This is a genomic window from Hafnia sp. HMSC23F03 (assembly GCF_001816025.1).
Classification (GTDB): domain Bacteria; phylum Pseudomonadota; class Gammaproteobacteria; order Enterobacterales; family Enterobacteriaceae; genus Hafnia; species Hafnia paralvei.
In genome coordinates this window covers 72,569-96,486 of sequence record NZ_KV824217.1, presented here as the reverse complement: position 1 = coordinate 96,486, position 23,918 = coordinate 72,569, and the positions used below count along the sequence as shown (strand labels likewise).

General features: G+C 49.8%; 15 protein-coding genes. 7 read left to right on the top strand and 8 right to left on the bottom strand.

The window, feature by feature from the left end:
- Positions 1-202: 202 nt before the first annotated feature.
- Complete coding sequence (locus HMPREF3091_RS09515; RefSeq protein ID WP_070715494.1) at positions 203-637, bottom strand: hypothetical protein; 435 nt, start codon at positions 635-637, stop codon at positions 203-205.
- Positions 638-910: 273 nt separating this feature from the next.
- Here HMPREF3091_RS09515 and glpE point away from each other — a divergent pair, with 273 nt between their 5' ends.
- From glpE to glpD, 6 genes are all read left to right on the top strand, one after another.
- Positions 911-1,240, top strand: a complete 330-nt coding sequence (gene glpE / locus HMPREF3091_RS09510; RefSeq protein ID WP_004096968.1) for a thiosulfate sulfurtransferase GlpE — start codon at positions 911-913, stop codon at positions 1,238-1,240.
- A 142-nt stretch (positions 1,241-1,382) separates the two neighbouring features.
- A complete protein-coding gene (glpG, locus tag HMPREF3091_RS09505) occupies positions 1,383-2,219 on the top strand; it encodes a rhomboid family intramembrane serine protease GlpG (RefSeq protein ID WP_070715501.1) in 837 nt (278 codons plus the stop codon).
- A 33-nt stretch (positions 2,220-2,252) separates the two neighbouring features.
- Positions 2,253-3,011 (top strand): DeoR/GlpR family transcriptional regulator, encoded by a 759-nt coding sequence (locus HMPREF3091_RS09500; RefSeq protein ID WP_004096965.1) that lies wholly within the window; start codon positions 2,253-2,255, stop codon positions 3,009-3,011.
- Between the two features lie 242 nt (positions 3,012-3,253).
- Positions 3,254-3,565 carry a type II toxin-antitoxin system MqsR family toxin gene (locus HMPREF3091_RS09495; RefSeq protein ID WP_070715492.1) on the top strand — a complete coding sequence of 104 codons (312 nt, stop codon included), beginning with the start codon at positions 3,254-3,256 and terminating at the stop codon, positions 3,563-3,565.
- Entirely contained in the window at positions 3,549-3,950 is a 402-nt protein-coding gene (locus HMPREF3091_RS09490) for a type II TA system antitoxin MqsA family protein (RefSeq protein WP_004096961.1), read from the top strand. Before HMPREF3091_RS09495 ends, HMPREF3091_RS09490 begins: the two co-directional genes overlap by 17 nt.
- Before the next feature lie 243 nt (positions 3,951-4,193).
- Positions 4,194-5,681, top strand: coding sequence for a glycerol-3-phosphate dehydrogenase (gene glpD, locus HMPREF3091_RS09485; RefSeq protein WP_004096959.1), 1,488 nt, complete (start codon positions 4,194-4,196; stop codon positions 5,679-5,681).
- A 209-nt stretch (positions 5,682-5,890) separates the two neighbouring features.
- On the opposite strand, the gene glgP is transcribed toward glpD, so the two are convergent.
- The 7 genes from glgP to malP form a co-directional block, all read right to left on the bottom strand.
- The gene (glgP, locus tag HMPREF3091_RS09480) at positions 5,891-8,338 is read right to left on the bottom strand and encodes a glycogen phosphorylase (protein WP_004096957.1); all 2,448 of its coding nucleotides are present in this window, start codon (positions 8,336-8,338) and stop codon (positions 5,891-5,893) included.
- Between the two features lie 94 nt (positions 8,339-8,432).
- Entirely contained in the window at positions 8,433-9,863 is a 1,431-nt protein-coding gene (glgA, locus tag HMPREF3091_RS09475; protein ID WP_008815647.1) for a glycogen synthase GlgA, read from the bottom strand.
- A gap of 46 nt (positions 9,864-9,909) precedes the next feature.
- Entirely contained in the window at positions 9,910-11,193 is a 1,284-nt protein-coding gene (glgC, locus tag HMPREF3091_RS09470; RefSeq protein ID WP_004096952.1) for a glucose-1-phosphate adenylyltransferase, read from the bottom strand.
- A gap of 65 nt (positions 11,194-11,258) precedes the next feature.
- Positions 11,259-13,238 carry a glycogen debranching protein GlgX gene (gene glgX / locus HMPREF3091_RS09465; RefSeq protein ID WP_070715491.1) on the bottom strand — a complete coding sequence of 660 codons (1,980 nt, stop codon included), beginning with the start codon at positions 13,236-13,238 and terminating at the stop codon, positions 11,259-11,261.
- On the bottom strand, positions 13,222-15,441 hold the full coding sequence (gene glgB / locus HMPREF3091_RS09460) for a 1,4-alpha-glucan branching protein GlgB (RefSeq protein WP_070715487.1): 2,220 nt from the start codon (positions 15,439-15,441) through the stop codon (positions 13,222-13,224). Before glgB ends, glgX begins: the two co-directional genes overlap by 17 nt.
- A gap of 332 nt (positions 15,442-15,773) precedes the next feature.
- The gene (malQ, locus tag HMPREF3091_RS09455; RefSeq protein ID WP_210403550.1) at positions 15,774-17,909 is read right to left on the bottom strand and encodes a 4-alpha-glucanotransferase; all 2,136 of its coding nucleotides are present in this window, start codon (positions 17,907-17,909) and stop codon (positions 15,774-15,776) included.
- Positions 17,910-17,944: 35 nt separating this feature from the next.
- Complete coding sequence (gene malP / locus HMPREF3091_RS09450) at positions 17,945-20,353, bottom strand: maltodextrin phosphorylase (protein ID WP_070715480.1); 2,409 nt, start codon at positions 20,351-20,353, stop codon at positions 17,945-17,947.
- Positions 20,354-20,892: 539 nt separating this feature from the next.
- On the opposite strand from malP, the gene malT reads away from it, so the two are divergent.
- Positions 20,893-23,607 carry an HTH-type transcriptional regulator MalT gene (gene malT / locus HMPREF3091_RS09445; protein ID WP_070715478.1) on the top strand — a complete coding sequence of 905 codons (2,715 nt, stop codon included), beginning with the start codon at positions 20,893-20,895 and terminating at the stop codon, positions 23,605-23,607.
- Positions 23,608-23,918: the final 311 nt, after the last annotated feature.

Genomic DNA, 23,918 nt, shown 5'->3' with positions numbered 1-23,918 from the left:
CCTTTGCCAGTGGGCTCATGGAAAAGCATTTGCTGACCGGCGAACGAAATATTTCACTACAATCCCATAGAGGATTAGTGTTCCAAACCGTAGCGGATATTGCTAGAGCGCGAGCTGGCTTCCCTAACCCGTACACCTTTACTCATCTACCAATAAAGCTCGATACGAAACGAATAGACAGGCGTAAGAAGGGGCTATCCCACTAGTACCCCCCGTTATTCTTCCTATTCTGGTCCACCGTATTCTGTTGATTTAGCATTCTTTGGTTATTCGCCTTTTTCTGCTGATCCATTTGATTCAGCTGTAATTGTTGTTGGCGTTGCTGGCTATTTTGATTATTGAGCATGCGTTGTTGATTGTTGTTTTGCCATTGCTGATCGGCATTCAAACGCATGTTTTCATTGAGTTGATGTAGCTGCTGTGCTTGATTGTCACGCTGAATCTGGGTTTGGGTATTGCGTAACTGCTGCTGATTGAAGGTGTTGCTCTGATTTTGGAACCCTTGCTGTTGCTGCTGGATCATTTGCTGTTGTTGCTGCATAACCGCAGACTGAGCGCTGGCATCGGTGCTCCATAGTTGAAGCGCCATCGGGGCAAGCAATAGGGCTGGAAGTAAAAGACGTAGTCGGGTGTTCATAAGACCTCCTGTAACGCTATAGCTTTAAGTCTAAGGCATTTCATCGTGCTTTGCGTGGCAGGAGAAGGCAAATATGAGTGATTTTATTCCCTAAATTTTCGCAATTGCTCGTTTTGTTCTTGCTTTTTTTGCGAAAAACCGCAATCTCTTGAAGGTCTTTCGGCTAAGCTGATAGGCTGTTTTGACAACGAATCCATACGCTTAATGCGGTTTTTTGTTTATAACATGTTCGTTACAATGCGGGCAATTTGATGAAGAAAATGGATCGGTGTTATGGAACAGTTTGTCGCAATTTCAGTTGAGCAGGCACAGCAAAAGTTACAGCAGCCAGAAGTAGTGTTAGTTGATATTCGCGATCCGCAAAGCTATGCCGCTGGGCATGCCGCAGGAGCGTTCCATCTGACCAACGCCACGCTGCAAAACTTTATGCAAAACAATGAATTTGATACGCCGGTGATGGTGATGTGCTATCACGGTAATAGTAGCCGAGGTGCGGCTCAGTATTTGCTGCATCAGGGATTTGAAGAGGTTTATAGCATCGACGGCGGGTTTGAAGCGTGGGTGCGCGCTTATCCTCAGCAGGTCGAGACTTCATCCCTGTAGCGCTCATAAGGCATCGATACCTGTCATACTTTAAGTTACATGAGCATTGGCTACGTGCGTTGTGTTCACCCCAGCCGCTCACTGGTCCTGCAACTTGAATGATTTAGGGTATATGCGGTGCTATTTTAATAAGCAGGTATTCATGGTTCGTATTATTTCCCTGTCCAATCCACGTCTGGCACAGGCGTTTATTGACTACATGGCGACACAAGGCGTTCGTTTAGAACTAGAAGTTCACAATGATGAAGTTGTGCTTTGGCTCGCCGATGACTCCCGACAGGCACAGGTGGAACAAGAACTGGCTCGTTTCCTTCAGGAGCCTTTGCATCCACGTTATCAGGCGGCAAGCTGGCATTCTGGGTCAACCCATAGCGGTTTGAAATATTCCAATTTTAGCTATCTAAAGAGTTTTACTCGCCAGACAGGTCCACTCACCGTAGGCATCACGGCGATTTGCGTCGTTGTCTATTTGTTTATGGTAGTACTCGGTGATGCCGCGGTGATGAACTGGCTGGCGTGGCCAGCTGATTCTAGCCAATACTTTCAAGTTTGGCGCTGGGTGAGTCATGCTTTCTTGCATTTCTCTGCGGTGCATATCATCTTCAACCTGATGTGGTGGTGGTATCTTGGTGGGCAGGTTGAAAAACGCCTAGGTGCTGGAAAACTGCTGCAAATTGCGTTGGTATCTGCCTTTATGAGCGGATGGGCGCAGTCTCTGTTTAGTGGCTCCAATTTTGGTGGTCTATCTGGTGTGGTGTATGCGCTAATGGGCTATGTATGGTGGTGTGGCGAACGCTCGCCTCAGATGGGCGTGAATATGCCGCGTGGCCTGATGGTGATTTCAGTGCTGTGGCTGGTGGCTGGGCATTTCGACTGGTTCGGAATGTCGGTCGCAAACGGCGCGCATATTGCTGGTTTAGTGATTGGATTGTTGATGGCGTTTTGGGATACCCATCATCAGCGTAAAAATAACGCCTAACCGCCGGACATCCGGTAACTCAGGGGAATTGACGTGAAGCAAACACAGCGCCATGACGCGATAATCGATCTTGTTCGCCAGCAAGGGTATGTAAGCACAGAAGAATTGGTTGAACATTTTGCGGTAAGCCCACAGACGATTCGCCGCGACCTGAATGATCTGGCTGAACAAAACAAAATCCAGCGTCATCACGGTGGCGCTGCGCTGCCATCCAGTTCGGTAAATGCGGCCTATCACGATCGTAAAATCATGTGGTCGGATGAAAAAGCACGTATTGCTCAGCATGTTGCGAGCCTGATCCCAGATGGCGCTACGCTGTTTATTGATATCGGCACTACGCCAGAAGCCGTAGCCCATGCGCTACTGAATCACCGAAATCTCCGCGTCGTAACCAATAACTTAAACGTAGCCACGTTGTTGATGGGCAAAGAAGATTTTCGTTTGATTCTGGCTGGTGGCGAAGTGCGTACTCGGGATGGTGGCATCATGGGGGAAGCAACGCTCGATTTTATCTCCCAGTTTCGTTTGGACTACGGCATTCTTGGTATCAGCGGTATTGATATGGATGGCTCGCTGCTGGAGTTCGACTACCATGAGGTACGCACCAAGCGGGCGATTATAGAAAATTCACGCTGTGTCATTCTGGTTACAGATCACTCCAAATTTGGCCGTAACGCGATGGTTAACTTGGGTAATATGGATCTCATCGATTATCTTTTCACTGATGAACAGCCACCGGCAAGTATCCAGAAAATTATCGAACAGCACGAAGTACAGCTCGAAATCTGCTGATTTTCCCCTTTCCGCGCCTAAACGCACAGAGCCTGTTTGGTCTGTGCGTTTTGCTTTGTTACAAATGCGTTTGTGATTCCAAAATATTCTGCCTGCTGTGCATCTGCCTCTGGTTTCTCTGATCAAACTTCGCAAGTGAACGCTTTACTCCTTGAGCAATTTGGATGGCGAAATAAATTGCTATCGGGTGGTTTATTCATCGATAAAACTAACCTACTAGGTTATATTGCTAAGGAGAGCAGATGGAAAAGCGAACACCGCATTGCCGATTAGAAAAGATACGGAGTCTGATAGGGAAGGGGTTGATTAGAGCGACAGCATTGTCGTCTCGCAACGCAAGACAGCTAAATTTTAGTCGTGCTGATATGTATCGAATAGTGAGCGAATTGTCTACGCAGGACTTTTATAAAAGCATGACGACCTATGAGAACCACCGAGTTTGGCAAGATGTTTACCATTGCCATCTGGATAAAGTGTCTCTCTATGTGAAGTTAACGGTAATTGATGAAGTGTTGATCGTTTCTTTTAAGGAGCTGAATGATGATATGTCCTGAATGTGGCTCAGTAAATACGGTAAAGGAATACCGTGATATGCCTTATACCTACAAAGGTCAGACGATAATCGTTAAGGCTGTTGGCGCTGATTGGTGTCTCAACTGTGGGGAGGGGGTTGTTTTCACTGAGGAGTCAATTCGTATTGATAGCATCATGGGAGATTTTAACAAACAGGTAAATGCCTCTATCATTGAACCAGAATTCGTTATCGCAATGCGAAAAAAGCTTAATCTGTCTCAAAGTGAGGCCGGTGAGATCTTTGGCGGTGGGGTAAACGCCTTCTCACGCTATGAGACAGGCAAGGCTCTTCCTCATGTTTCCACCATCAAGTTGTTAAAGCTGTTAGATAAATATCCCGAACTGCTCACCGAAATCCGCGATTAACCTCACTATTCCTCGTGCCTGAGCCGTTCTGCTTGGGCTCCCCTCCCATTCAATAACCACACAATATGTAATTTTATTATCTCTTAACTGTTATCTTCATCACGCGAAAATGTTTTTGTTTGGTTAATTTGTGGCGTTAATGTTTGTTTGTGAGTATTATAATGCTCGTAAACGAACATTATTTGCTTATTTTTCTATCATCAATGACAGAATTAGAACTGTTTCGAGCATCCGGAGGGGAAAGTGGAAACCAAAGACTTGATCGTTATCGGTGGTGGCATTAACGGTGCCGGTATCGCTGCGGATGCGGCAGGACGCGGGCTTTCCGTTCTGATGCTGGAAGCAAAAGACCTCGCCTGTGCAACATCATCGGCGAGTTCCAAATTAATTCATGGCGGTCTACGCTATCTGGAACACTACGAGTTTCGTTTGGTCAGCGAAGCGCTGGCCGAGCGTGAAGTTTTGCTGAAACTTGCACCTCATATTGCTTTCCCAATGCGTTTCCGCCTACCGCACCAGCCCCATTTGCGTCCCGCTTGGATGATTCGTACCGGTTTATTCCTGTACGATCATTTGGGCAAGCGTACTAGCTTACCGAGCAGTAAAGGCCTGCGTTTTGGCCCAGACTCAGTGTTGAAATCCAGCTTAACGCGCGGATTCGAATATTCAGACTGCTGGGTGGATGATGCGCGTTTAGTGTTGCTCAACGCGCAAGAAGTTGTGGTGCGTGGTGGCGAAGTTCGCACACGAACTCAGGTTACTCGCGCCTACCGTGAAAACGGTCTGTGGGTGGTTGAGGCCAAAAATGCAGACACTGGAGAAACGCTGACGTGGCGTGCCAAGGGGCTGGTTAATGCGACCGGTCCATGGGTAAAACACTTCTTTGATGACGGTTTAGAACTGAAGTCTCCATATGGTATTCGTCTGATTAAAGGCAGCCATATTGTTGTGCCGCGTGTGCACAATCAGCCACAGGCATACATTCTGCAAAACGAAGACCATCGTATTGTCTTTGTCATTCCTTGGATGGATGAGTTTTCAATCATTGGCACGACCGACGTGGAATATCATGGCGATCCGCATGATGTGAAAATCGATGATAACGAAGTGAATTACCTACTAAAAGTTTACAACGATCACTTTAAGAAACAGCTGGGCAAAGAAGACATCGTCTGGACATATTCTGGTGTTCGTCCGTTGTGTGATGATGAGTCTGACTCACCACAGGCGATTACCCGTGATTACACGTTAGATGTGCACGATCAGGATGGCAAAGCGCCATTGCTCTCCGTGTTTGGCGGTAAGCTAACAACCTATCGTAAGCTGGCTGAACATGCTCTTGAGAAACTGTCTGGTTATTACGAAAACTGCGGTCCAGCATGGACTAAAAACGCGGTGTTGCCGGGGGGCGATTTAGGTACCGATCGTGATAGCTATGCAGCGCAGTTACGTCGCCGTTTCACGTGGTTACCAGAGGCTCTGGCGCGCCGCTATGCACGTACTTACGGTACTCGCACTGAACAACTGTTGGGTACAGCACAATCGCTGGAGGATCTGGGCGAACATTTTGGCCACAACCTTTATGAGGCCGAACTGCGTTACCTTATCGCAGAAGAGTGGGTTGTCGAGCTTGATGATGCTATCTGGCGACGCACTAAACTGGGTATGTGGCTGGATGAAGGGCAGAAACAGCGTGTGGCTGAGTGGATAAGAGAACACCGTGTGAATTAGGCTGAACTGCCAGCAGAGATGCTGGTGGCGGTTCAAGGGCGCACAGGATGTGCACTCTGAGATCGGTCAGCCAAGTCACCTGGTAAAAACCGCAATAGAGTAGAGGTTACGCGCTGGCAACCTCTACTCTGACGTCTACGCTAGCGGCTTCAAGAGAAGCAATGCTTCACCGGCGTAGAAACCCTTCACCATAGATCCCGCTAATTCTCCTACAGCTTCACTGGCTTAATATTCCATATTTCATCGGCATATTCTTGAATCGTTCGGTCGGATGAGAAATACCCCATATTGGCAATATTCATCACTGTACGGCGAGTCCATTCATCGCGATTCTTGTAGAGTTCATCAACCTTATCTTGCGTATCAATATAGCTTCGATAATCCGCTAATAGTTGATAGTGATCGCCGAAGTTTACCAATGAGTCAAACAGGCTTGCGTAGCGGCGTGAATCGTCAGGACTGAAAGCACCCGTAGCAATTTGAGTGAGTGCTTGATTTAGCTCTGGATCCTGTTCGTAGATTTGGCGCGGGTTGTAGCCATTATTCCGCAGAGCCTCAACCTGTTCTGTGGTGTTGCCAAATATAAAGATATTTTCTTCACCAACGTGATCCAACATCTCTACATTAGCACCATCCAGCGTACCAATCGTCAGTGCTCCGTTGAGCGCAAATTTCATATTGCTGGTGCCCGATGCTTCCGTGCCCGCCGTTGAAATTTGTTCGGAGAGATCCGCCGCAGGAATGATCATTTGCGCCAGACTTACGCCGTAGTTAGGGATAAATATAACTTTCAGCTTGCCTTTGATACGCTCGTCATTATTGATAACTTTCGCCACGTCGTTAATCAAATGAATAATCTGTTTGGCGTTGTAGTATGCGGAGGCCGCTTTACCGGCAAAGATTTTCACTCGTGGTGTCCAGTCTTTTTCCGGCTCTTGTAAAATACGATTGTAGTGAGTGATGACGTGTAACACGTTGAGTAACTGGCGTTTATATTCGTGGATCCTTTTGATTTGGACATCAAAAAGAGCATTCGGGTCTAACACCACATTCAGCTTTTGGGCAACGTAAAGGGCAAGCTGCTTTTTGTTATGCAGTTTGGCTTGCTGAATATCGCGAATGAACGTCGGATAATCAATGTGTGGCAATAACTCATTGAGCTGACTCAAATCAGTACGCCATCTTTGCCCAATATTTTCGTCCAATACTCGAGATAGTGGCTGATTGGCCAACGCTAGCCACCTACGCGGTGTCACACCGTTGGTTTTATTACAGAAGCGGTTTGGGAATAAGCGAGCAAAATCGGCAAACAGTGACTGTACCATGAGTTCTGAATGAAGCTCAGAAACGCCGTTCACTTTATGGCTGGCGATAACGGCTAACCATGCCATACGCACTCGGCGGCCGTTCGTTTCATCAATCACTGAAACACGAGAAAGCAGCGCATCGTCATCGGGGTATTGTTCTTTTACATCCTTTAAGAAATGGTCGTTAATCTGGAAAATCAGCTGCAGATGGCGCGGCAGGATTTTGCCTAGCATATCGACAGGCCAAGTTTCTAACGCTTCGCTCATTAGCGTGTGGTTGGTATAGGAAAATACCTGTACGACGATGACCCAAGCCGCTTCCCACTCAAATTTATGGTCGTCAATCAGCAGACGCATGAGTTCTGGGATGGAAAGCACCGGATGAGTGTCGTTCAGGTGGATAGCGATCTTTTCCGCTAGGTTTTCTAGAGTGTGATGTGTTTGCCAATGGCGATGGAGGATATCCTGCACCGTCGCTGATACGAGGAAATACTCTTGTCGTAGGCGCAGTTCTCGGCCTGAATAAGTCGAGTCATCAGGGTAAAGTACCCGAGATACGTTTTCAGAATGATTTTTATCTTCCACGGCGGCAAAGTAGTCGCCCTGATTAAATTTACCCAAATTGATTTCATTACTGGCGCGTGCAGACCAAAGGCGCAGGGTATTTGTCGCATCGGTATCAAAACCAGGAATGATTTGATCGAAGGCAAGGGCTAAAACTTCTTCCGTTTCGAGCCAGCGAGTGCGGTTGCCTTCTTGCTGAATTCGTCCTCCGAAGCGAACACGATAGCGAGTATTGTGGCGCACGAACTCCCATGCATTTCCATACTCTAGCCAGTTATCGGGAGATTCTGCCTGTTGCCCGTTAACGATATTTTGTTTGAACATACCGTATTCATAGCGAATGCCGTAGCCGCGAGCTGGGAGGGCGAGTGTGGCCATTGAGTCGAGAAAACAGGCCGCTAAACGACCTAGACCGCCGTTGCCGAGTCCAGGGTCGATCTCCTCATCGATCAGCTCTTCGAGATCCAGCCCCATTTCATCCAGAGCTTGTTTAATTTCGTCGTATACGCCGATCGCCATCAATGCGTTAGACAACGTACGGCCTAGCAAAAACTCCATTGAGAGATAGTAAACTTGACGAACATCCTGTGAGAATTGAGCTCGGGTTGAGCGCAACCAACGCTCGACAATCCTATCGCGTACCGCAAATAACGTGGCGTTTAGCCAGTCATGCTGAGTAGCAATGGATGGGTCTTTGCCGACGACAAACATGAGCTTGTAAGCAATCGAATGTTTGAGCGCTTCGACGCTGACAACGGGCGAAGTATAGCTAAACGGTGAAGTCATAATCAGTACACCCCGGTAATGAAAATCATGGGTTACAGCATGGATGGTGATCGAGCGGGATTAGCCCATCGATGCCTACAAATTCTGTCTCAGACTAAAGTCGGTTATAGAGGTCAAGGTAGCTTACGGCGGCTTTCTCCCAACTGAAGTTCTGCGCCATCGCCTGCCGTTGTACATATCGCCATAATGTCGGGCGAGTCCACAGGACAAAGGCGCGGCGCAGTGCGTTCGATAGGTCTTTAGCATCGCATTCATTAAAGACAAAACCACTGGCGCTACCTTCGGAGAGGTTTTCCAGTGAGCAATCATTAACCGTATCGGCTAAACCTCCAGTATGGCGCACCAGCGGCAGCGTGCCGTATTTCAGCCCGTAAAGTTGGGTGAGCCCACAAGGTTCAAAGCGACTTGGCACTAAAATGACGTCAGCGCCAGCGATAATTCGGTGTGAGAATGCTTCGTGGTAGCCGATTTGCACGCCGACTTGACCAGGATAGGCCGCCGCTGCCGCGAGAAAAGCCTCTTGCAAAGGTGCATCACCGGCACCCAGCAATGCCAACTGCCCACCTCCTTTCAACAATGTGGGCAATGCTTCGAGCACTAAATCCAAACCTTTCTGACTGGTTAAGCGACTGACAACGGCAAAAATAGGTTTCTCTGGATCGACATCCAGCCCCATTGCGGTTTGCAGATGTTGCTTATTCACCGCCTTGTCTTTGAGGTTCTCACGCTGATAGGGATTGGCGATAAGCTCGTCCGTAGCAGGATTCCAAATAGCGTCGTCGACGCCGTTGAGAATTCCGCTCAGTCTTCCTTCACGTAGAAGCTGTTGCAGTAACCCTTCCATTCCGTAGGCAAACTCGGGGCGGGTGATCTCTTTGGCGTAAGTCGGGCTGACCGTGGTGACGTGATCGGCATAGAACAGACCTGCTTTGAGGAACGAAATTTGCCCATAAAATTCAAGACCGTAAATCTGAAAGAAATCCTGTGGCAGATACAGTTCAGCCATGTGATGGGCCGAAAAGAGTCCTTGATAGGCGAGGTTATGCACGGTAAATACCGAGCGGGCCGGGCGACCTCGGGCAGCGAGATAAGCGCAGGCAAGACCCGCATGCCAGTCGTGGGCATGTACCACCTGCGGACGCCAGTAATGGTCACAGCCGCTGGCCAGTTCGGCAGCAACCCACCCTAATAATCCGAAACGGCGATGGTTGTCCGAGTAGGCATACATCGCCTGATCGTGATAAGGACTGCCAGGACGATCATACAGATGCGGCGCATCAATCAAATAAATACCAACGCCTTGAAAATGGCCAAAGCGTAATGTTATGCGCCCAGCAAAGGTATCCAGCGTCGCGACTTCGTGAGTTTCAGGGATTCCCTCTTTTAGAGCAGGAAATCCGGGAAGTAGAACGCGCACATTTGCTCCCTGAGCAATTTGCGCCGCAGGCATTGCACCGACAACGTCGGCTAATCCACCTGTTTTCAGCAGGGGAAATAATTCGGAACAGACGTGCAATACGTACATCGGTACTCCTCAATCGAAACGAGTGATAGATCGACCCTATGCTTCGTCACAAACGAGCCAACATTTCGCGCGTAACCAGCACTATGCCGCCTTCAGAGCGGTAGAAGCGTTTGCTGTCTTCTTCAACGTTTTCTCCAATGACCATGCCTTCCGGCAGTACGCAGGCTCGGTCAATGATGCATCGACGCAGGCGGCATGAGCGGCCGATATTGACGTCGGGTAACAAAACGGAGGAATCAATTGTGCAAAACGAGTTCACACGCACGCGGGGGAATAACACAGAGTGCACGACAACTGAGCCAGAAATGATGCAGCCACCAGACACTAACGAATTCATGGTCATGCCATGGCTACCGGAGCGATCCTGCACAAATTTAGCCGGAGGCAGCGATTCCATATAGGTACGAATTGGCCAACGCTTATCGTACATATCGAGCTCGGGTGTGACAGAGGCGAGATCAAGATTGGCACGCCAATAGGCATCCAGCGTTCCCACATCACGCCAGTAGGGTTGAACGGTATCGTCGTCAGTGCTAGTGACACAGGAGAGTGTGAACGGATGCGCCCACGCTTTGCCTTGAGCCGTGATTTTTGGGATCAGGTCTTTACCGAAATCGTGGAAGGAGTCTGCAAGGCTCATATCTTCTTCTAGCAACTGATAAAGATATTCGGCGTTGAAAACATAAATCCCCATGCTGGCTAAAGACATATCTTCGCTGCCCGGCATGGCGGGTGGATTTTGCGGTTTTTCTAAAAATTGCAGGATTTTGTTATCGTCGCCGACCTCCATCACGCCAAATTCACTCGCTTCCTGCCGAGGAACCGGAATACAGGCCACGGTGCATTCTGCTCCGCTTTCCACGTGGTCAATCAGCATGCGCGAGTAGTCCATTTTGTAGATATGGTCACCCGCTAGAATCACGACAAATTCGGCACGATAGCGACGAATAATATCTAAATTCTGATACACCGCATCAGCGGTGCCTTTGTACCAATGTTCGGATGCATCGCGTTGTTGGGCTGGCAGGAGATCGACAAACTCATTCATCGATTCGTTGAGAAATGACCAGCCGCGCTGGATATGTTGCACCAACGTGTGTGAGTGGTACTGAGTAATGACGCCGATGCGACGAATGCCGGAATTGATACAGTTTGATAGTGCGAAATCTACAATGCGAAATTTGCCGCCAAAGTGAACCGCGGGCTTAGCGCGCGTCTTGGTGAGATCTTTCAAGCGGGAGCCGCGGCCGCCTGCCAGAATCAGGGCCACAGACTTCTGAGGTAATTGACGCGCCAACATCAATTGGTTCTGATTTTCTGACTTAACCATTTCCTGACTCCTTGTTTTTATGCGCGCAGTCCGCTTATTTTCATCTTGGACTGGGCGATGTAGGGCTATGAACGTGTCAGTACACAAACGCTATGCGCGGGCATGATCGCCTGTTCTGAGCTGCTGCCTGCTGTGAGCATTTTAAACGGCGCAGACACCTGCCAATGACCTGCTGGCAGGCGGATCTCCTCATCGTGCTGTGCTGGATTGACGATAACGAGCCAGTCCCCAGACAGCTGAATTTGTAGCAGTGTTGGCGAACAGGACTGCCATTCTTCGGTTGTTAGCGGCTTTGCATTGGCATTCAGCCAACGGACATTACCGTCGTTTTCATCCCACCAACGATTTGCACACAGGGCAGGAATACGTTTTCGTAGCTGGATAAGTGAAGCGGTGTATTCAGTTAAAGTGACGTCTGCGCAAGACCAATCCAGCCAGGCAATTTCATTGTCTTGGCAATAGGCATTGTTGTTGCCTTGCTGGCTATGACCCATCTCATCACCGGCGAGCAGCATTGGCGCGCCTTGTGACAAAAGTAGCGTGGCGAGCAGAGCCCGCTGGCTGCGGTTTCTGTGGCGCTGAATATCCTCATTTGCGTCTAATCCTTCAACGCCGTGGTTATTGCTGTAATTGCTGTTGGTGCCGTCACGATTTTCTTCGCCGTTAGCCAGATTATGTTTGTCGTTAAAGCTGACTAAATCGTGCAGGGTGAAACCATCGTGGGCGGTGATTTGGTTGATGCTGGAGGAAGGTGCCCGACCATGATGTCGAAATAGCTGGCTGGAAGCCGCGAAGCGTTCAGCAAAGACGCCGGCGCTGATGTTTCCCCATAGCCAGAATTGGCGGATTTCGTCGCGGTAGCGATCGTTCCATTCGGAGAACGTGAGGGGAAAATGGCCTAACTGGTAGCCATTGGGGCCAATATCCCACGGTTCGGCGATAAACTTTACTCGCGCAAGCACAGGATCTTGAGCGATGGTGATAAACAGAGGTGCATGGCGATGAAAATCGGCGTTACGGCCTAGCACAGTACCGAGGTCAAAGCGGAAACCATCGACGTGGCACTCCTCAACCCAATAGCGTAGGCAATCCATCACCCATTGCACGCTGTGAGGCTGAGTTAAACGCAGCGCATTTCCGCAACCCGTCCAGTTTTCCAAGTCTCCGTGCGAGTTACGCCAGTAATAACTACGATTGTCGATGCCGCGTAGCGACACCATCGGGCCCGTTTCATCTAGCTCGGCGGTGTGGTTAAACACGATGTCGAGGATTACCTCAATGCCAGCGGCGTGTAACGCTTTTACCGCATCGCGAAATTCGCTCAGCGGCGTTGTTTTGGTACTGCCGGAATGAAAACTGGGCTCAATGGCAAACGGGGCAAGGACGTTGTAGCCCCAATAGTTAGTCAAACCGATTTTTTGCAGGCGTGGCTCATCTGCATGTAGCTGTACCGGTAGCAACTCGAGTGCGGTGATACCTAACCGTTTGAAGTACTCAATCATCACCGGGTGAGACAGCGCGGCATAGCTGCCTCGCAACTCTTCGGGAATATCTGGATGCTGCTGAGTAAGCCCACGGACATGAGCTTCGTAGATGATGGTATCGCCCCACAGCACGTTTGGCGGTCGATCGTTTCCCCAGTCGTAGGCTTCTTCACTCACGATGCAATGGGGAACCACGTCACGGTTGTCGCGCCAATCTGGTTCGTTTAGCCCCCCGCTGAGGCGTTCGTCGAGCGGAAGCGTGCCGGTTAAGACTCGAGCGTAGGGGTCGATCAGCAATTTGGCGGGATTAAACCGCTGGCCTTTCTCTGGCCGCCAAGCACCATGTACTCGGTAGCCATATTCCAATCCCGCTTTAGCCCCCGGTAAAAGCCCATGCCAAACGTCACCGCTGCGGGCGGGAAGTTCATAAGATTCTTGATGCCCGCTTTTATCAAAAATGCACAGCTCAACCCGCGTCGCATGTGACGAAAAAAGAGCAAAATTAATGCCTTCTGGTGTGATATGGGCTCCTAACGGGCCTGGGTTACCGGGTTTCAGCATCAAGCAGCTCCTCTTGCAATGGAGGGGTTAGCTGTAGATAAAGCGTTGCTAATGGTGGAACAGTGAGTTCAATAGAGTGCTCGCAGCCGTGACTGCCGACTGGCTGGCTCTCGATCCCTCCCTGATTCCCACTATTGCTGCCGTGGTAATAGAAAGAGTCGGTGTTCAGGATTTCGCTATAGTGGCCTGCATACTCGACGCCGATGCGGTAATAGCTACGTGGAACCGGCGTAAAGTTGCTCACAACCAGAACCTCGTTGCCGACTTCATCGCGGCGTACAAAGGCGAAAACGGAGTTTTCATGGTCATCAACCACGCGCCAGCTAAAGCCGCGCGAATCACAATCCCAGCGATGCAGCGCCGGATAGTCGCGATAGCAATGGTTTAAATCACGCACCAAGCGCTGTACGCCGTTATGCCAGTTGTCTTCACCCTCTAGCAAATGCCAGTCGAGGCTAGTTTCGAAATTCCATTCGCGCCCCTGTGCAAATTCGCAGCCCATAAACAGCAGTTTTTTGCCCGGATGAGCCCACATAAAACCGTAGTAGGCGCGCAGATTGGCAAATTTTTGCCATGCATCACCGGGCATTTTGTCGATCATGGAACGCTTGCCGTGCACTACCTCATCGTGCGATAGCGCCAGCACAAAATTTTCGCTCCATGCGTACAGTAGGCCGAATGTCATTAAATTATGATGGTATTTGCGATGCACCGGATCGAGCTTCATATAATCCAGCGTGTCGTGCATCCACCCCATATTCCATTTGTAATGAAAACCCAGCCCATTGGCGTCTGGTGGCAATGTTACGCCCGGAAAATCCGTCGATTCCTCTGCCATCGTGACTGCGCCGGGGCGCTGCTGACCGATGGTTTTATTGGTATAGCGTAGAAAATCGATGGCTTCCAGATTGTGGTTTCCGCCAAAACAGTTGGGGATCCATTCTCCCTCTTTGCGGCTGTAATCGCGGTGGATCATGGAGGCAACGGCATCCACACGCAGGCCATCAATGCCGTAGCGTTCCATCCAATACAGCGCATTGCCAGCCAAAAAGTTACGTACTTCGTAGCGTGAATAGTTATAAATCAGCGTATTCCAATCTTGATGATAGCCTTCGCGCGGATCTGAATATTCATATAGGTCTGTGCCATCGAATTCTGCTAATCCCCAGATATCACTAGGGAAATGCCCTGGAACCCAATCAAGCAGTACGTTGATGCCAGCCTCGTGTGCCTTATCCATGAAGTAACGAAAATCTTCCGGCGTACCGAAACGGCGCGTTGGTGCGTACATTCCTAGTGGTTGGTAGCCCCAAGAGCCATCGAAGGGATGCTCGTTGATCGGTAGCAGTTCAAGGTGGGTGAATCCCATCTCTTTGACATAAGGCACCAGTTGTTCCGCCATTTCGCGGTAGCTGAGCCAAAAATTGTTGTCACTATGGCGTCGCCATGAGCCTAAATGCACTTCATAGATAGAGATTGGGGCATTCAGCTGATTAGCTGCACTACGTTTTTCATCCGTGGGGACTTTGGGTGGCAACTGAGTGATCAGCGAGGCAGTATCCGGTCGCATTTGGGCTTCAAAAGCATAGGGATCGGCTTTTAAAACCGTTTTGCCGTTGGCATCAATAAGTTCGAATTTATACAACTGACCCGCATGGACTCCGGGAATAAAAAGCTCCCAAATTCCGCTTTCTTGGCGTATCCGCATTGGGTGACGGCGGCCATCCCAAAAGTTAAATTCGCCTACAACGGAAACCCTGTGTGCGTTTGGTGCCCAAACGGCAAAGCTTACGCCGCTTATGTCCGCCAGATGAGTGGGATGTGCACCTAAACGCTCATAGGGGCGTAGGTGTTTACCTTCGGTGAGTAGCCAATTATCGATTTCACCCAGTAACGGCCCAAAACGGTAGGGATCTTCGATGATCTGCTGGTGATCGTTCCATTCGACACGGAGTAGATAATCAAAAGGCGCTTTGCGTCTCGGTAGGAGGCCGCTGAAAAAGCCGTGTTCGTCAATTCGCTCAAGCTCAGCGACTTTGCGCATCGTTTTACGATCGAGTACCTGTACAGATGTTGCATCTGGCAATAAAGCTCTAACCACGAGGCCTTTGGATGTTTTGTGCATACCCAAAATAGAAAAAGGGTCAGCGCACTGGCCTGAGAGGAGTTGATGCATCATTTGACTGCTGGGAAGTACGGACATGGCATTCTTCCTTTAATTCACAGCATGAATCTATTTTTCAACTATTCGTTTTCGAATAGTTGCTAATAAACATCATGCTCGCCATTTAGAATGTTTTTTGTGGAGTGTTGCTCAATAATTTCTCAACAAAAAAACAAAGGCACAAATCGCTACAGCGCGAACGTTTGCAGGCTTTCTTATTCTTTGGTGAGTTTTAAAATTAACCATTTTTAAGCATAGTCAGCTTTTATAGATGTATGAGCTAAACAGCAGTTATTTTTCTGGGGAAAGAAATAAGCGTGGTGTGAGACCGTAGAAAATATGCCTACGGTCTCTTAACGTGAGGACAGTGATTATTCTGCTGAAACCTTACGGCGGCGTTTATCTAAATCGCGAATCAAAAGGTTAACGTTAGGATCGTTAAACATCTCTTCAAGGGTATGTGTCAGCTTACGACGCCAGTTTGGATATTGATCGCTGGTGCCGGGAATGTTGACCGGTTTTTCCATATCCAGCCAGTCTTCAGGCTGTAAGCCGAGCAGGGCACTGGCGCTATCGGCAACATAGCGTTGCAAACCTCGATTAAGCGTCGGACTCATTGCTAAGTGATTGGCGCGGTGGCCTACTTTTTTAGGTACACATCCGTATTGATGTAAACCGTTTAGCAATCCTTGCTTAGCCGCTTCGCGATCGGCATGTAACTGTCTGAGGACGTCTAAATCGGGATAAAGGCCAAGCTCTCTGCCTAGATGTAAATCATCGGCTTGCCAGTAACCGCGTAGCGTCGGTAGATCATGAGTGGTAATGGTCGCCATGGCCTGCACGGTATAGGATTGTGGGGCACGGAAGCTATTATCCTGATCGTGTTCAAAGTATAGGACTTTGTAGGAGTACACTCCGCAATCGCGCAACTTAGCGATAATTTCAACCGGTACGGTACCCAGATCCTCGCCGATAACCATGCAGTGATTGCGCTGACTTTCTAACGCCAAAATTGCCAGCAAATCATCGACGGGATAGCGTACGTAGGCACCTTTATCGGCAGTTTCACCGTAGGGTATCCACCATAAACGCATCATCGACATGACATGGTCGATGCGTAGAGCACCGCAGCAGGTCATATTAGCGCGCAACATATCGATGAACGGTTGATAGGCTCGAGCGGCCATAACGTGAGGGTCCATCGGTGGCAGCCCCCAGTTTTGTCCTAGCGGGCCGAGAATATCCGGCGGTGCGCCAACGGAAGCTTTCAAGCAGTAGAGCCCGTTTTCGCCCCATGTTTCGGCGCCACCTTCGGCTACGCCTACCGCTAAATCGCGATATAAGCCAATCGGCATTTTTTGCTGCTGGCAAACTTCAAAACATTCAGAGAGTTGACAATACGCCAGCCACTGTAGCCAGAGATAAAAATCGACTTTATCCGCATGTTGGTGGCAAAACTCGGCCACGCCGCTGCTGTCTGCGCTGCGTAAATTATCAGGCCAGACCGGCCACCCCCACATAGTCGGGTCCTGAGCGCTGAGATGCGCATGCAGGGCATCGAAAGCGGCCTGTTGGTACAGGCTTTCTCCACCCTGTTCTACAAAGTGTTGGAAAGCTTTCAGACGCTTGTTACTGCTTTTTTGCTTAGTAAATTCAGGATATGCCCGTTGAAGTGCATTGAGCTTGAGCGTGATAACGCTGGTGTAATCGACCCATTCGCTGGCTCTGGCTTCGCTGAGGCGCAACTGAGTTTCTGCGTTATTCCACCATGCTTGAGCTTCGGCGCTGTGCTGGAACTCTTCAACCTGATTCACGTCGATATAGGCCACATTGAGCCAACGGCGCGACGATGGACTGTAGGGGCTAGCGCTTTCCGGATTGGCAGGATAGAGCGAATGAATAGGGTTTAGGCCGACAAAAGCGCCCCCGCGTTTAGCGACATTCAGCACCATTTGCTTAAGGTCGCCGAAATCACCGATTCCCCAATTGCTGTCTGAACGTAAGGTATAAAGCTGTACGCAGGCTCCCCAGAGTTTACGGCCAGTGAGCAGCGCATCGGGTTCAAAGCAGCGCGTAGGCGTGACAATAATTTGGCACGTCCATGCTTGTTGTTCATCACGCAACGTTAGCTGATGGTATCCCAACGGTAAATCACGCGGCAGGGTCAAGTTTTTGCGCCGTTGTACTTTGCCGTTGTGTACGCCCGTTCGCGCCTGCTTATCTGCGGATTCCGATTCTAAAGTCAGCGTCCAGGTGTATTCTCCGATGGTCTGGAGATTGAGATGGCAAGGACGCCCCTGAGTAAACACCACCACCGGTGGAACCGGTGAGCCGACCTGCGTCGGCGTAAATGGGTGCATCGCTTCCAGCAGACGCTGTTTGGTTTCAGCGCTAATCGCTTGCTGTTGTCCATGGGCATTGATATAGCTGGCGGCGATACCTGCTTGCGCCGCCAAACTTTCCAGCAGCTTGCGTTCGGCTTGCTGATGCTCCGTAATTTGTTCCATTGGCGGTGTTGTTTTCTCTTTCATGGAACAGCTCCTTAACGCTTGGCCTGCCAGATTCGCTGCTGATAATCGCGGATAGAACGGTCAGAGCTGAACATACCCACGCGAGCGGTATTGAGAATGGTGGCGCGAGTCCATTTGTCCTGATCGCGATACAGCACGTCCACTTCTTGCTGGGCGCGGCAGTAGTCAGCGAAGTCGGCTAATACGAGATACGGATCGCCGCCTTCTAGCAGGCTATGCAGCATTGGGTCGAAGGCGTGCTTGTCGCCATTGCTGTAATGCCCTTTGGCGAGCTCATCCAGAATGAGCTTCAGCTGCTTGTCTTTACGGTAAATTGCTTTTGGCTGGTAGCCTTTGGCCAAGGTCGCCTTTACCTGTTCTACGGTTTGGCCGAAGATGAAGATATTCTCTTCACCCACTTCCTGTGCAATTTCAACGTTCGCGCCATCCAGCGTCCCAACGGTTAACGCACCGTTGAGTGCGAGCTTCATATTGCCAGTGCCAGAGGCTTCTTTACCCGCAGTGGAGATCTGCTCTGAGATATCGGCCGCAGGTATCATCAATTCCGCCACTGAAACACGGTAATCGGGGATGAATGCCACCTGCAAACGACCTTTCATTAACGGATCGTTATTGATCTTTTCGGCGACCTTGTTGATCGCATAGATAATATTTTTTGCGAGGTAGTAACCCGGAGCGGCTTTTGCTCCGAACAGGAATACGCGCGGTACACGGTCTGCCTGCGGGTTGTCGCGCAGCTCATGATAGAGAGCCAGAATATGCAGCAGGTTTAGATGCTGGCGCTTATATTCATGCAGTCGTTTAATCTGCACGTCGAAGATTGCATCAACGTTCAGCTCTAACCCCATCACGTTTTTTACATACTTCGCCAGTGCAATTTTATTCTCACGCTTGATGCTCTGATATTTCTGGCGGAAGTTCGCATCGTCGGCATAAGGCTCTAGCTTTTTCAACACGTCTAAATTATTGGCCCACTCGGTTTTCAGCGTGCTGTCGATCAGTCCTGCGAGTGCTGGATTACACTGCTTCAGCCAGCGGCGTGGCGTGATGCCGTTGGTCACGTTATGGAATTTATTCGGCCACAGCTGGTGGTATTCAGGGAACAGGTCTTTTACGACCAGATCAGAATGCAGTTGGGCAACGCCGTTGACGGCAAAACCGCCGACGACGCACAGGTTTGCCATGCGCACCTGCTTGTTGTGATGAACGGCCAGTTTGCTCCACACGGCCTCATCGCCTGGCCACTGTTTCTGCACCTGCTTTTTGAAGCGGGCGTTAATTTGTTTGATGATGTCGAAGTGGCGCGGCAACAGGCTACGCACCAAACGCTCGTCCCAACACTCTAGTGCTTCTGGCATCAGGGTATGGTTAGTGTAGGCGAAGGTGTTGCTGGTGATTGCCCATGCGTCATCCCACGACATTTGATGTTCATCCAGTAGCACGCGCAGAAGTTCTGGGATCGCGATGGTTGGATGGGTATCGTTAAGTTGGATAACCTCATACTTAGGTAAATCGGCCAGTTTACGTCCCGCTAAATGGTGTTTGCGCAGGATATCGGCTACAGAGCAAGCGCAGTGGAAGTACTGTTGCATGAGTCGTAGGCGTTTACCCGCTTGATGGTTATCGTTTGGATAGAGAACCTTTGTGAGTTTGGCCGCTTCAATACCATCGCTTTCCGCTTTTAAGAACTGGCCATCGTTGAATTTGGTTAAATCAAATGGATGCGCGTGAGTGGCTTGCCACAGACGCAGTGGTTGGCTTACACCATTGTGATAACCCAGAACCGGCAAATCCCACGCTTCGCCGCGAAGTGTTAATGCTGGCTGCCATAAAACGTTGCCATCCTTTTGCTTAATCAGCTTACCGCCAAAATTCACGTCTACGTTTAATGCGCTGTTATGACGGAACCACGGATAGCTTTCGCGCTCCCAGTTGTCTGGCGCTTCCATCTGATGACCGTCGCTGAAGGATTGGCGGAACAGACCATACTGATAGCATAGGCCATAGCCAGTAGCAGGCTGTTCTACGGTCGCCATGGAGTCAAGGAAGCAGGCTGCTAAGCGACCTAAACCGCCGTTGCCCAAGGCAGGATCGGTTTCTTGTTCCAATAAATCGCTGAGCAAAACATCATGCTTGGCGAGCACTTTTTCTACCGCGTCATACCAGCCCAGATTGATCAGGTTGTTGGCAGTGAGGCGCCCAATGAGAAACTCCATGGATAGATAGTTCACGTGGCGGAGCTCGCTTTTGGCCAGTGCCTTTGGCTGAGGCAACGCTGATAACTGCTCAGCAATGGCTGCACTCACTGCCTGCCACCATTGATGCTCCGTCATCTGGCTGGATGCGGTTAGTCCAAAGTGCTGCCATTGACGGGTAAGCGCCGCCAGGAATACGTCCTTATCAAATGGGATGTGCGACATATCAGTCTCTCTCAAGCATAAAGTTCAGGAATTGACGATATCCTGCCGACCCACCGGTTTTATAACATCCTCCCGAAGAGGGATGAGGCGGGGAGGAGGGGCGGGGCGTAGTCAAAACTGTGATCCATACCTACTCTCTGTCGTACAGCAGATGGAAAAATCTAGTTTCGATAACTTGAATGTAACGCCAAAAAGTCAGTTCTTGTATAAGAAACCAACAACTAAATTGTTAAGAATAGATATGAAATGTGAGGAAGCCGAAAATATTTGCTTTGGAGTCAGCAAAGAGACCTCCGTAACCTAAACAGAGGATCAATGAAACGGCGTTGATTCAATTTTTAGGCAAAGATGTAAGAAGTTGTGAGAAATGTGATCGACTGCAATTTCCTGCTACCAAGTCATCGTGGTCTGTTGCATTAAATGGCGTGATATCCCAAGTTAAACATGACTAATTAATTACGAAGCGCGAAATAAATAAAGCCATATTTTTAGTGAATATTGCTGTGGTTTGCTTTGGGCTTTCTTTGTGGGGTTTTACCATGCTAATTCCGTCGAAATTAAGCCGTCCGGTACGGCTACAAAATACGGTGGTACGCGAACGGCTATTAACCAAACTAGCGTCAGCCGGTAATTACCGGCTGGTATTAGTGAATGGGCCAGCGGGCTATGGTAAAACGACGCTGCTGGCGCAATGGGCAGAGGAAAATGCCAATTTAGGTTGGTTCTCTCTTGATGAAAGCGATAATCAGCCAGAGCGTTTTGCGAGTTACCTGATTGCCGCTTTGCAGCAGGCAACAGGTGGGCACTGCCACAAAAGCGAAGCGATGAGTCAAAAGCATCAGTACGCTACGCTTTCTGCATTATTTGCACAGCTCTTTATTGAGCTTTCTGATTGGCATTCCCCACTGTGCTTAGTCATCGATGATTATCATTTGATTACCAATGCACAAATCCATGAAGCGATGCGTTTTTTCCTGCGCCATCAGCCGGACAATCTCACGGTGATGCTGCTTTCACGTACCCTGCCGCCGCTGGGCATTGCTAACCTCCGCGTACGTGAACAGTTGTTGGAAGTGGGTACCAAACAGCTTGCCTTTAACCATCAAGAAGCCTCTCAATTTTTCAATCATCGTTTGAAATCGCCTCTGCCTGATATTGAAAGTCATCAACTGTGTGATGAAGTTGAGGGCTGGCCGACGGCGCTTCAGCTGATTGCACTCTCTGTGCGCCAGTCAACGACTACGGCACAAGAGTCTGCGCGCCGTCTTGCTAAGATTAATGCCAGCCATCTTTCTGACTATTTGGTTGATGAGGTGCTCGATCGGGTTGATGCCAGTACACGTAACTTTTTGTTGCGTTGCTCAGTGCTGCGCTCGATGAATGACGCTTTGCTGGTGCGGCTCACCGGTGAAGATAACGGTCAGCAACAGTTGGAAGAGCTGGAGCGACAAGGTTTATTTATTCATCGCATGGATGCCGACGGGGAGTGGTTCTGTTTTCACCCCTTGTTTGCCAACTTCTTGCGGCAGCGTTGCCAATGGGAATTGGCCGCTGATTTACCCGACCTGCATCGTCGTGCTGCTCAAGGCTGGCTGGATCAAGGATTTCCCGCTGAGGCTATTCATCATGCGTTAGCGGCCGGAGATGTCGACATGCTGCGCGATGTTTTATTGCAGCATGCATGGGAGCTGTTCCATCAAAGTGAACTCTCGTTGCTGGAAGAGTGCTTAAATGCACTTCCTTATGAAAAACTGATCCAGAATCCGCGTTTGGCGTTGCTACAGGCGTGGCTGGCGCAGAGCCAACATCGCTACAGCGAGGTGAATACTTTGCTGGAACGTGCCGAACATGAAATGAATGTGCAGAATATTGTCATTGATGCCGCTATGTTGGCCGAGTTTGATGCGTTGCGGGCGCAGGTGGCAATCAATGATGGACTTCCTGACGAGGCAGAAAAGCTCGCCGTTGAGGCTCTGAAACATTTACCGATCAGCAGCTATTATAGCCGCATTGTCACCAGCTCCGTGATTGGCGAAGTGCACCACTGCAAAGGGGATTTATCCCGCGCCTTGCCGATGATGCAGCAAACCGAGCAGGTGGCTCGCCGTCATCAGGCTTACCACTACGCGCTGTGGGCGATGCTGCAACAGAGCGAAATCCTGATAGCGCAAGGCTTCCTACAGGCCGCCTATGAGACACAGGAAAAAGCCTTCGAGCTCATCAATGAGCAGCATTTAGAACAACTGCCAATGCATGAGTTTTTGCTGAGGATTCGCTCGCAGGTTCTATGGTCGTGGATGCGCTTGGATGAAGCCGAAGAGGCCGCCCGTAAAGGCTTAGCCGTGCTCGCTAACTATGAGCCTCAGCAACAGTTACAGTGTTTGGCGATGCTGGCGAAGTGCTCATTAGCGCGTGGCGATCTGGATAACGCCAATCAGTATTTGCGCCGCTGTGAGAACCTGCTGCAATCCGGGCATTATCATCGTGATTGGCAAACTAACGCCGATAAGCCTCGGGTGATAGCTTGGCAAATGACGGGCGATCGCGCCGCTGCTACACAGTGGTTGATGCAGGCCGAGAAACCCTCCCGCGCTGATAACCACTTCCTGCAAGGGCAATGGCGTAATATTGCTCGAGTACAGATTTTATTAGGGCGCTATGAGGAAGCCGAAGTGGTGTTGGACGAGCTAAATGAAGAGGCTCGTCGGCTGCGTTTGGTTAGCGATCTCAACCGCAATTTATTGTTATGTAATTTGCTGTATTGGAATACCGATCGCAAAAGCGAGGCGCTACGTGTACTGATTGAAGCGCTGAATTTAGCTAACCGCACGGGTTTTGTGAGCCACTTTGTGATTGAAGGGGAGGCGATGGCTCAGCAGTTGCGCCAGCTATTGCAGCTCAACACGTTACCAGAGCTAGATCAGCATCGTGCACAGCGTATTTTGCGTGATATTAACCAGCATCATCGCCATAAATTCGCTCATTTCGACGAAAGCTTTGTCGAGCGATTGTTAAACCATCCGCAAGTGCCGGAGCTGATCCGCACCAGCCCGCTAACCCAACGCGAGTGGCAGGTACTTGGACTTATCTACTCCGGCTACAGTAATGAGCAAATTGCTAGTGAACTGGACGTCGCGGCAACCACTATCAAAACTCACATCCGCAATCTGTACCAAAAACTCGGTGTGGCACATCGCCAAGAAGCGGTGCAACAGGCGCAGAATATTATGAAGATGATGGGGTATGGGGTGTAAGTGTTAAGGCGGATCTCTAATGTTATAAACGTGAAGGGTTTCGTACGCCTATTAGCATTTATGTATCCATGACACCGCTGGCGTAGGCGTCCGACGAGAGGTTACCAGCGCGTAACCTCTCGACTCTCGCGCTTTTTACCGCGTCGCTTGGCCGACCGGTCTCGGAGCGCACATCCTGTACGCCCTCGACCTACCGCCATCTTCCCTGATGGCGGTTCTATCATGCATTTCATCCAACACGAAAAGACAAATCAATATTGGTTTGTCTTTTAAACGTTTAAGTGTTGGTAGGGAGAGCCGGCACGACAGGG

Excerpts from the sequence above, each read along its gene's own strand:
- glpG (WP_070715501.1), top strand. The coding sequence starts at position 1,383 with ATGGTTCGTATTATTTCCCTGTCCAATCCACGTCTGGCACAGGCGTTT.
- glgC (WP_004096952.1), bottom strand. The coding sequence starts at position 11,193 with ATGGTTAAGTCAGAAAATCAGAACCAATTGATGTTGGCGCGTCAATTA.
- glpE (WP_004096968.1), top strand. The coding sequence starts at position 911 with ATGGAACAGTTTGTCGCAATTTCAGTTGAGCAGGCACAGCAAAAGTTA.
- glgX (WP_070715491.1), bottom strand. The coding sequence starts at position 13,238 with ATGCTGAAACCCGGTAACCCAGGCCCGTTAGGAGCCCATATCACACCA.
- malQ (WP_210403550.1), bottom strand. The coding sequence starts at position 17,909 with ATGGAACAAATTACGGAGCATCAGCAAGCCGAACGCAAGCTGCTGGAA.
- HMPREF3091_RS09490 (WP_004096961.1), top strand. The coding sequence starts at position 3,549 with ATGATGATATGTCCTGAATGTGGCTCAGTAAATACGGTAAAGGAATAC.
- glgB (WP_070715487.1), bottom strand. The coding sequence starts at position 15,441 with ATGTCCGTACTTCCCAGCAGTCAAATGATGCATCAACTCCTCTCAGGC.
- glgA (WP_008815647.1), bottom strand. The coding sequence starts at position 9,863 with ATGTACGTATTGCACGTCTGTTCCGAATTATTTCCCCTGCTGAAAACA.
- malP (WP_070715480.1), bottom strand. The coding sequence starts at position 20,353 with ATGTCGCACATCCCATTTGATAAGGACGTATTCCTGGCGGCGCTTACC.
- malT (WP_070715478.1), top strand. The coding sequence starts at position 20,893 with ATGCTAATTCCGTCGAAATTAAGCCGTCCGGTACGGCTACAAAATACG.
- HMPREF3091_RS09515 (WP_070715494.1), bottom strand. The coding sequence starts at position 637 with ATGAACACCCGACTACGTCTTTTACTTCCAGCCCTATTGCTTGCCCCG.
- glgP (WP_004096957.1), bottom strand. The coding sequence starts at position 8,338 with ATGACTTCACCGTTTAGCTATACTTCGCCCGTTGTCAGCGTCGAAGCG.
- HMPREF3091_RS09495 (WP_070715492.1), top strand. The coding sequence starts at position 3,254 with ATGGAAAAGCGAACACCGCATTGCCGATTAGAAAAGATACGGAGTCTG.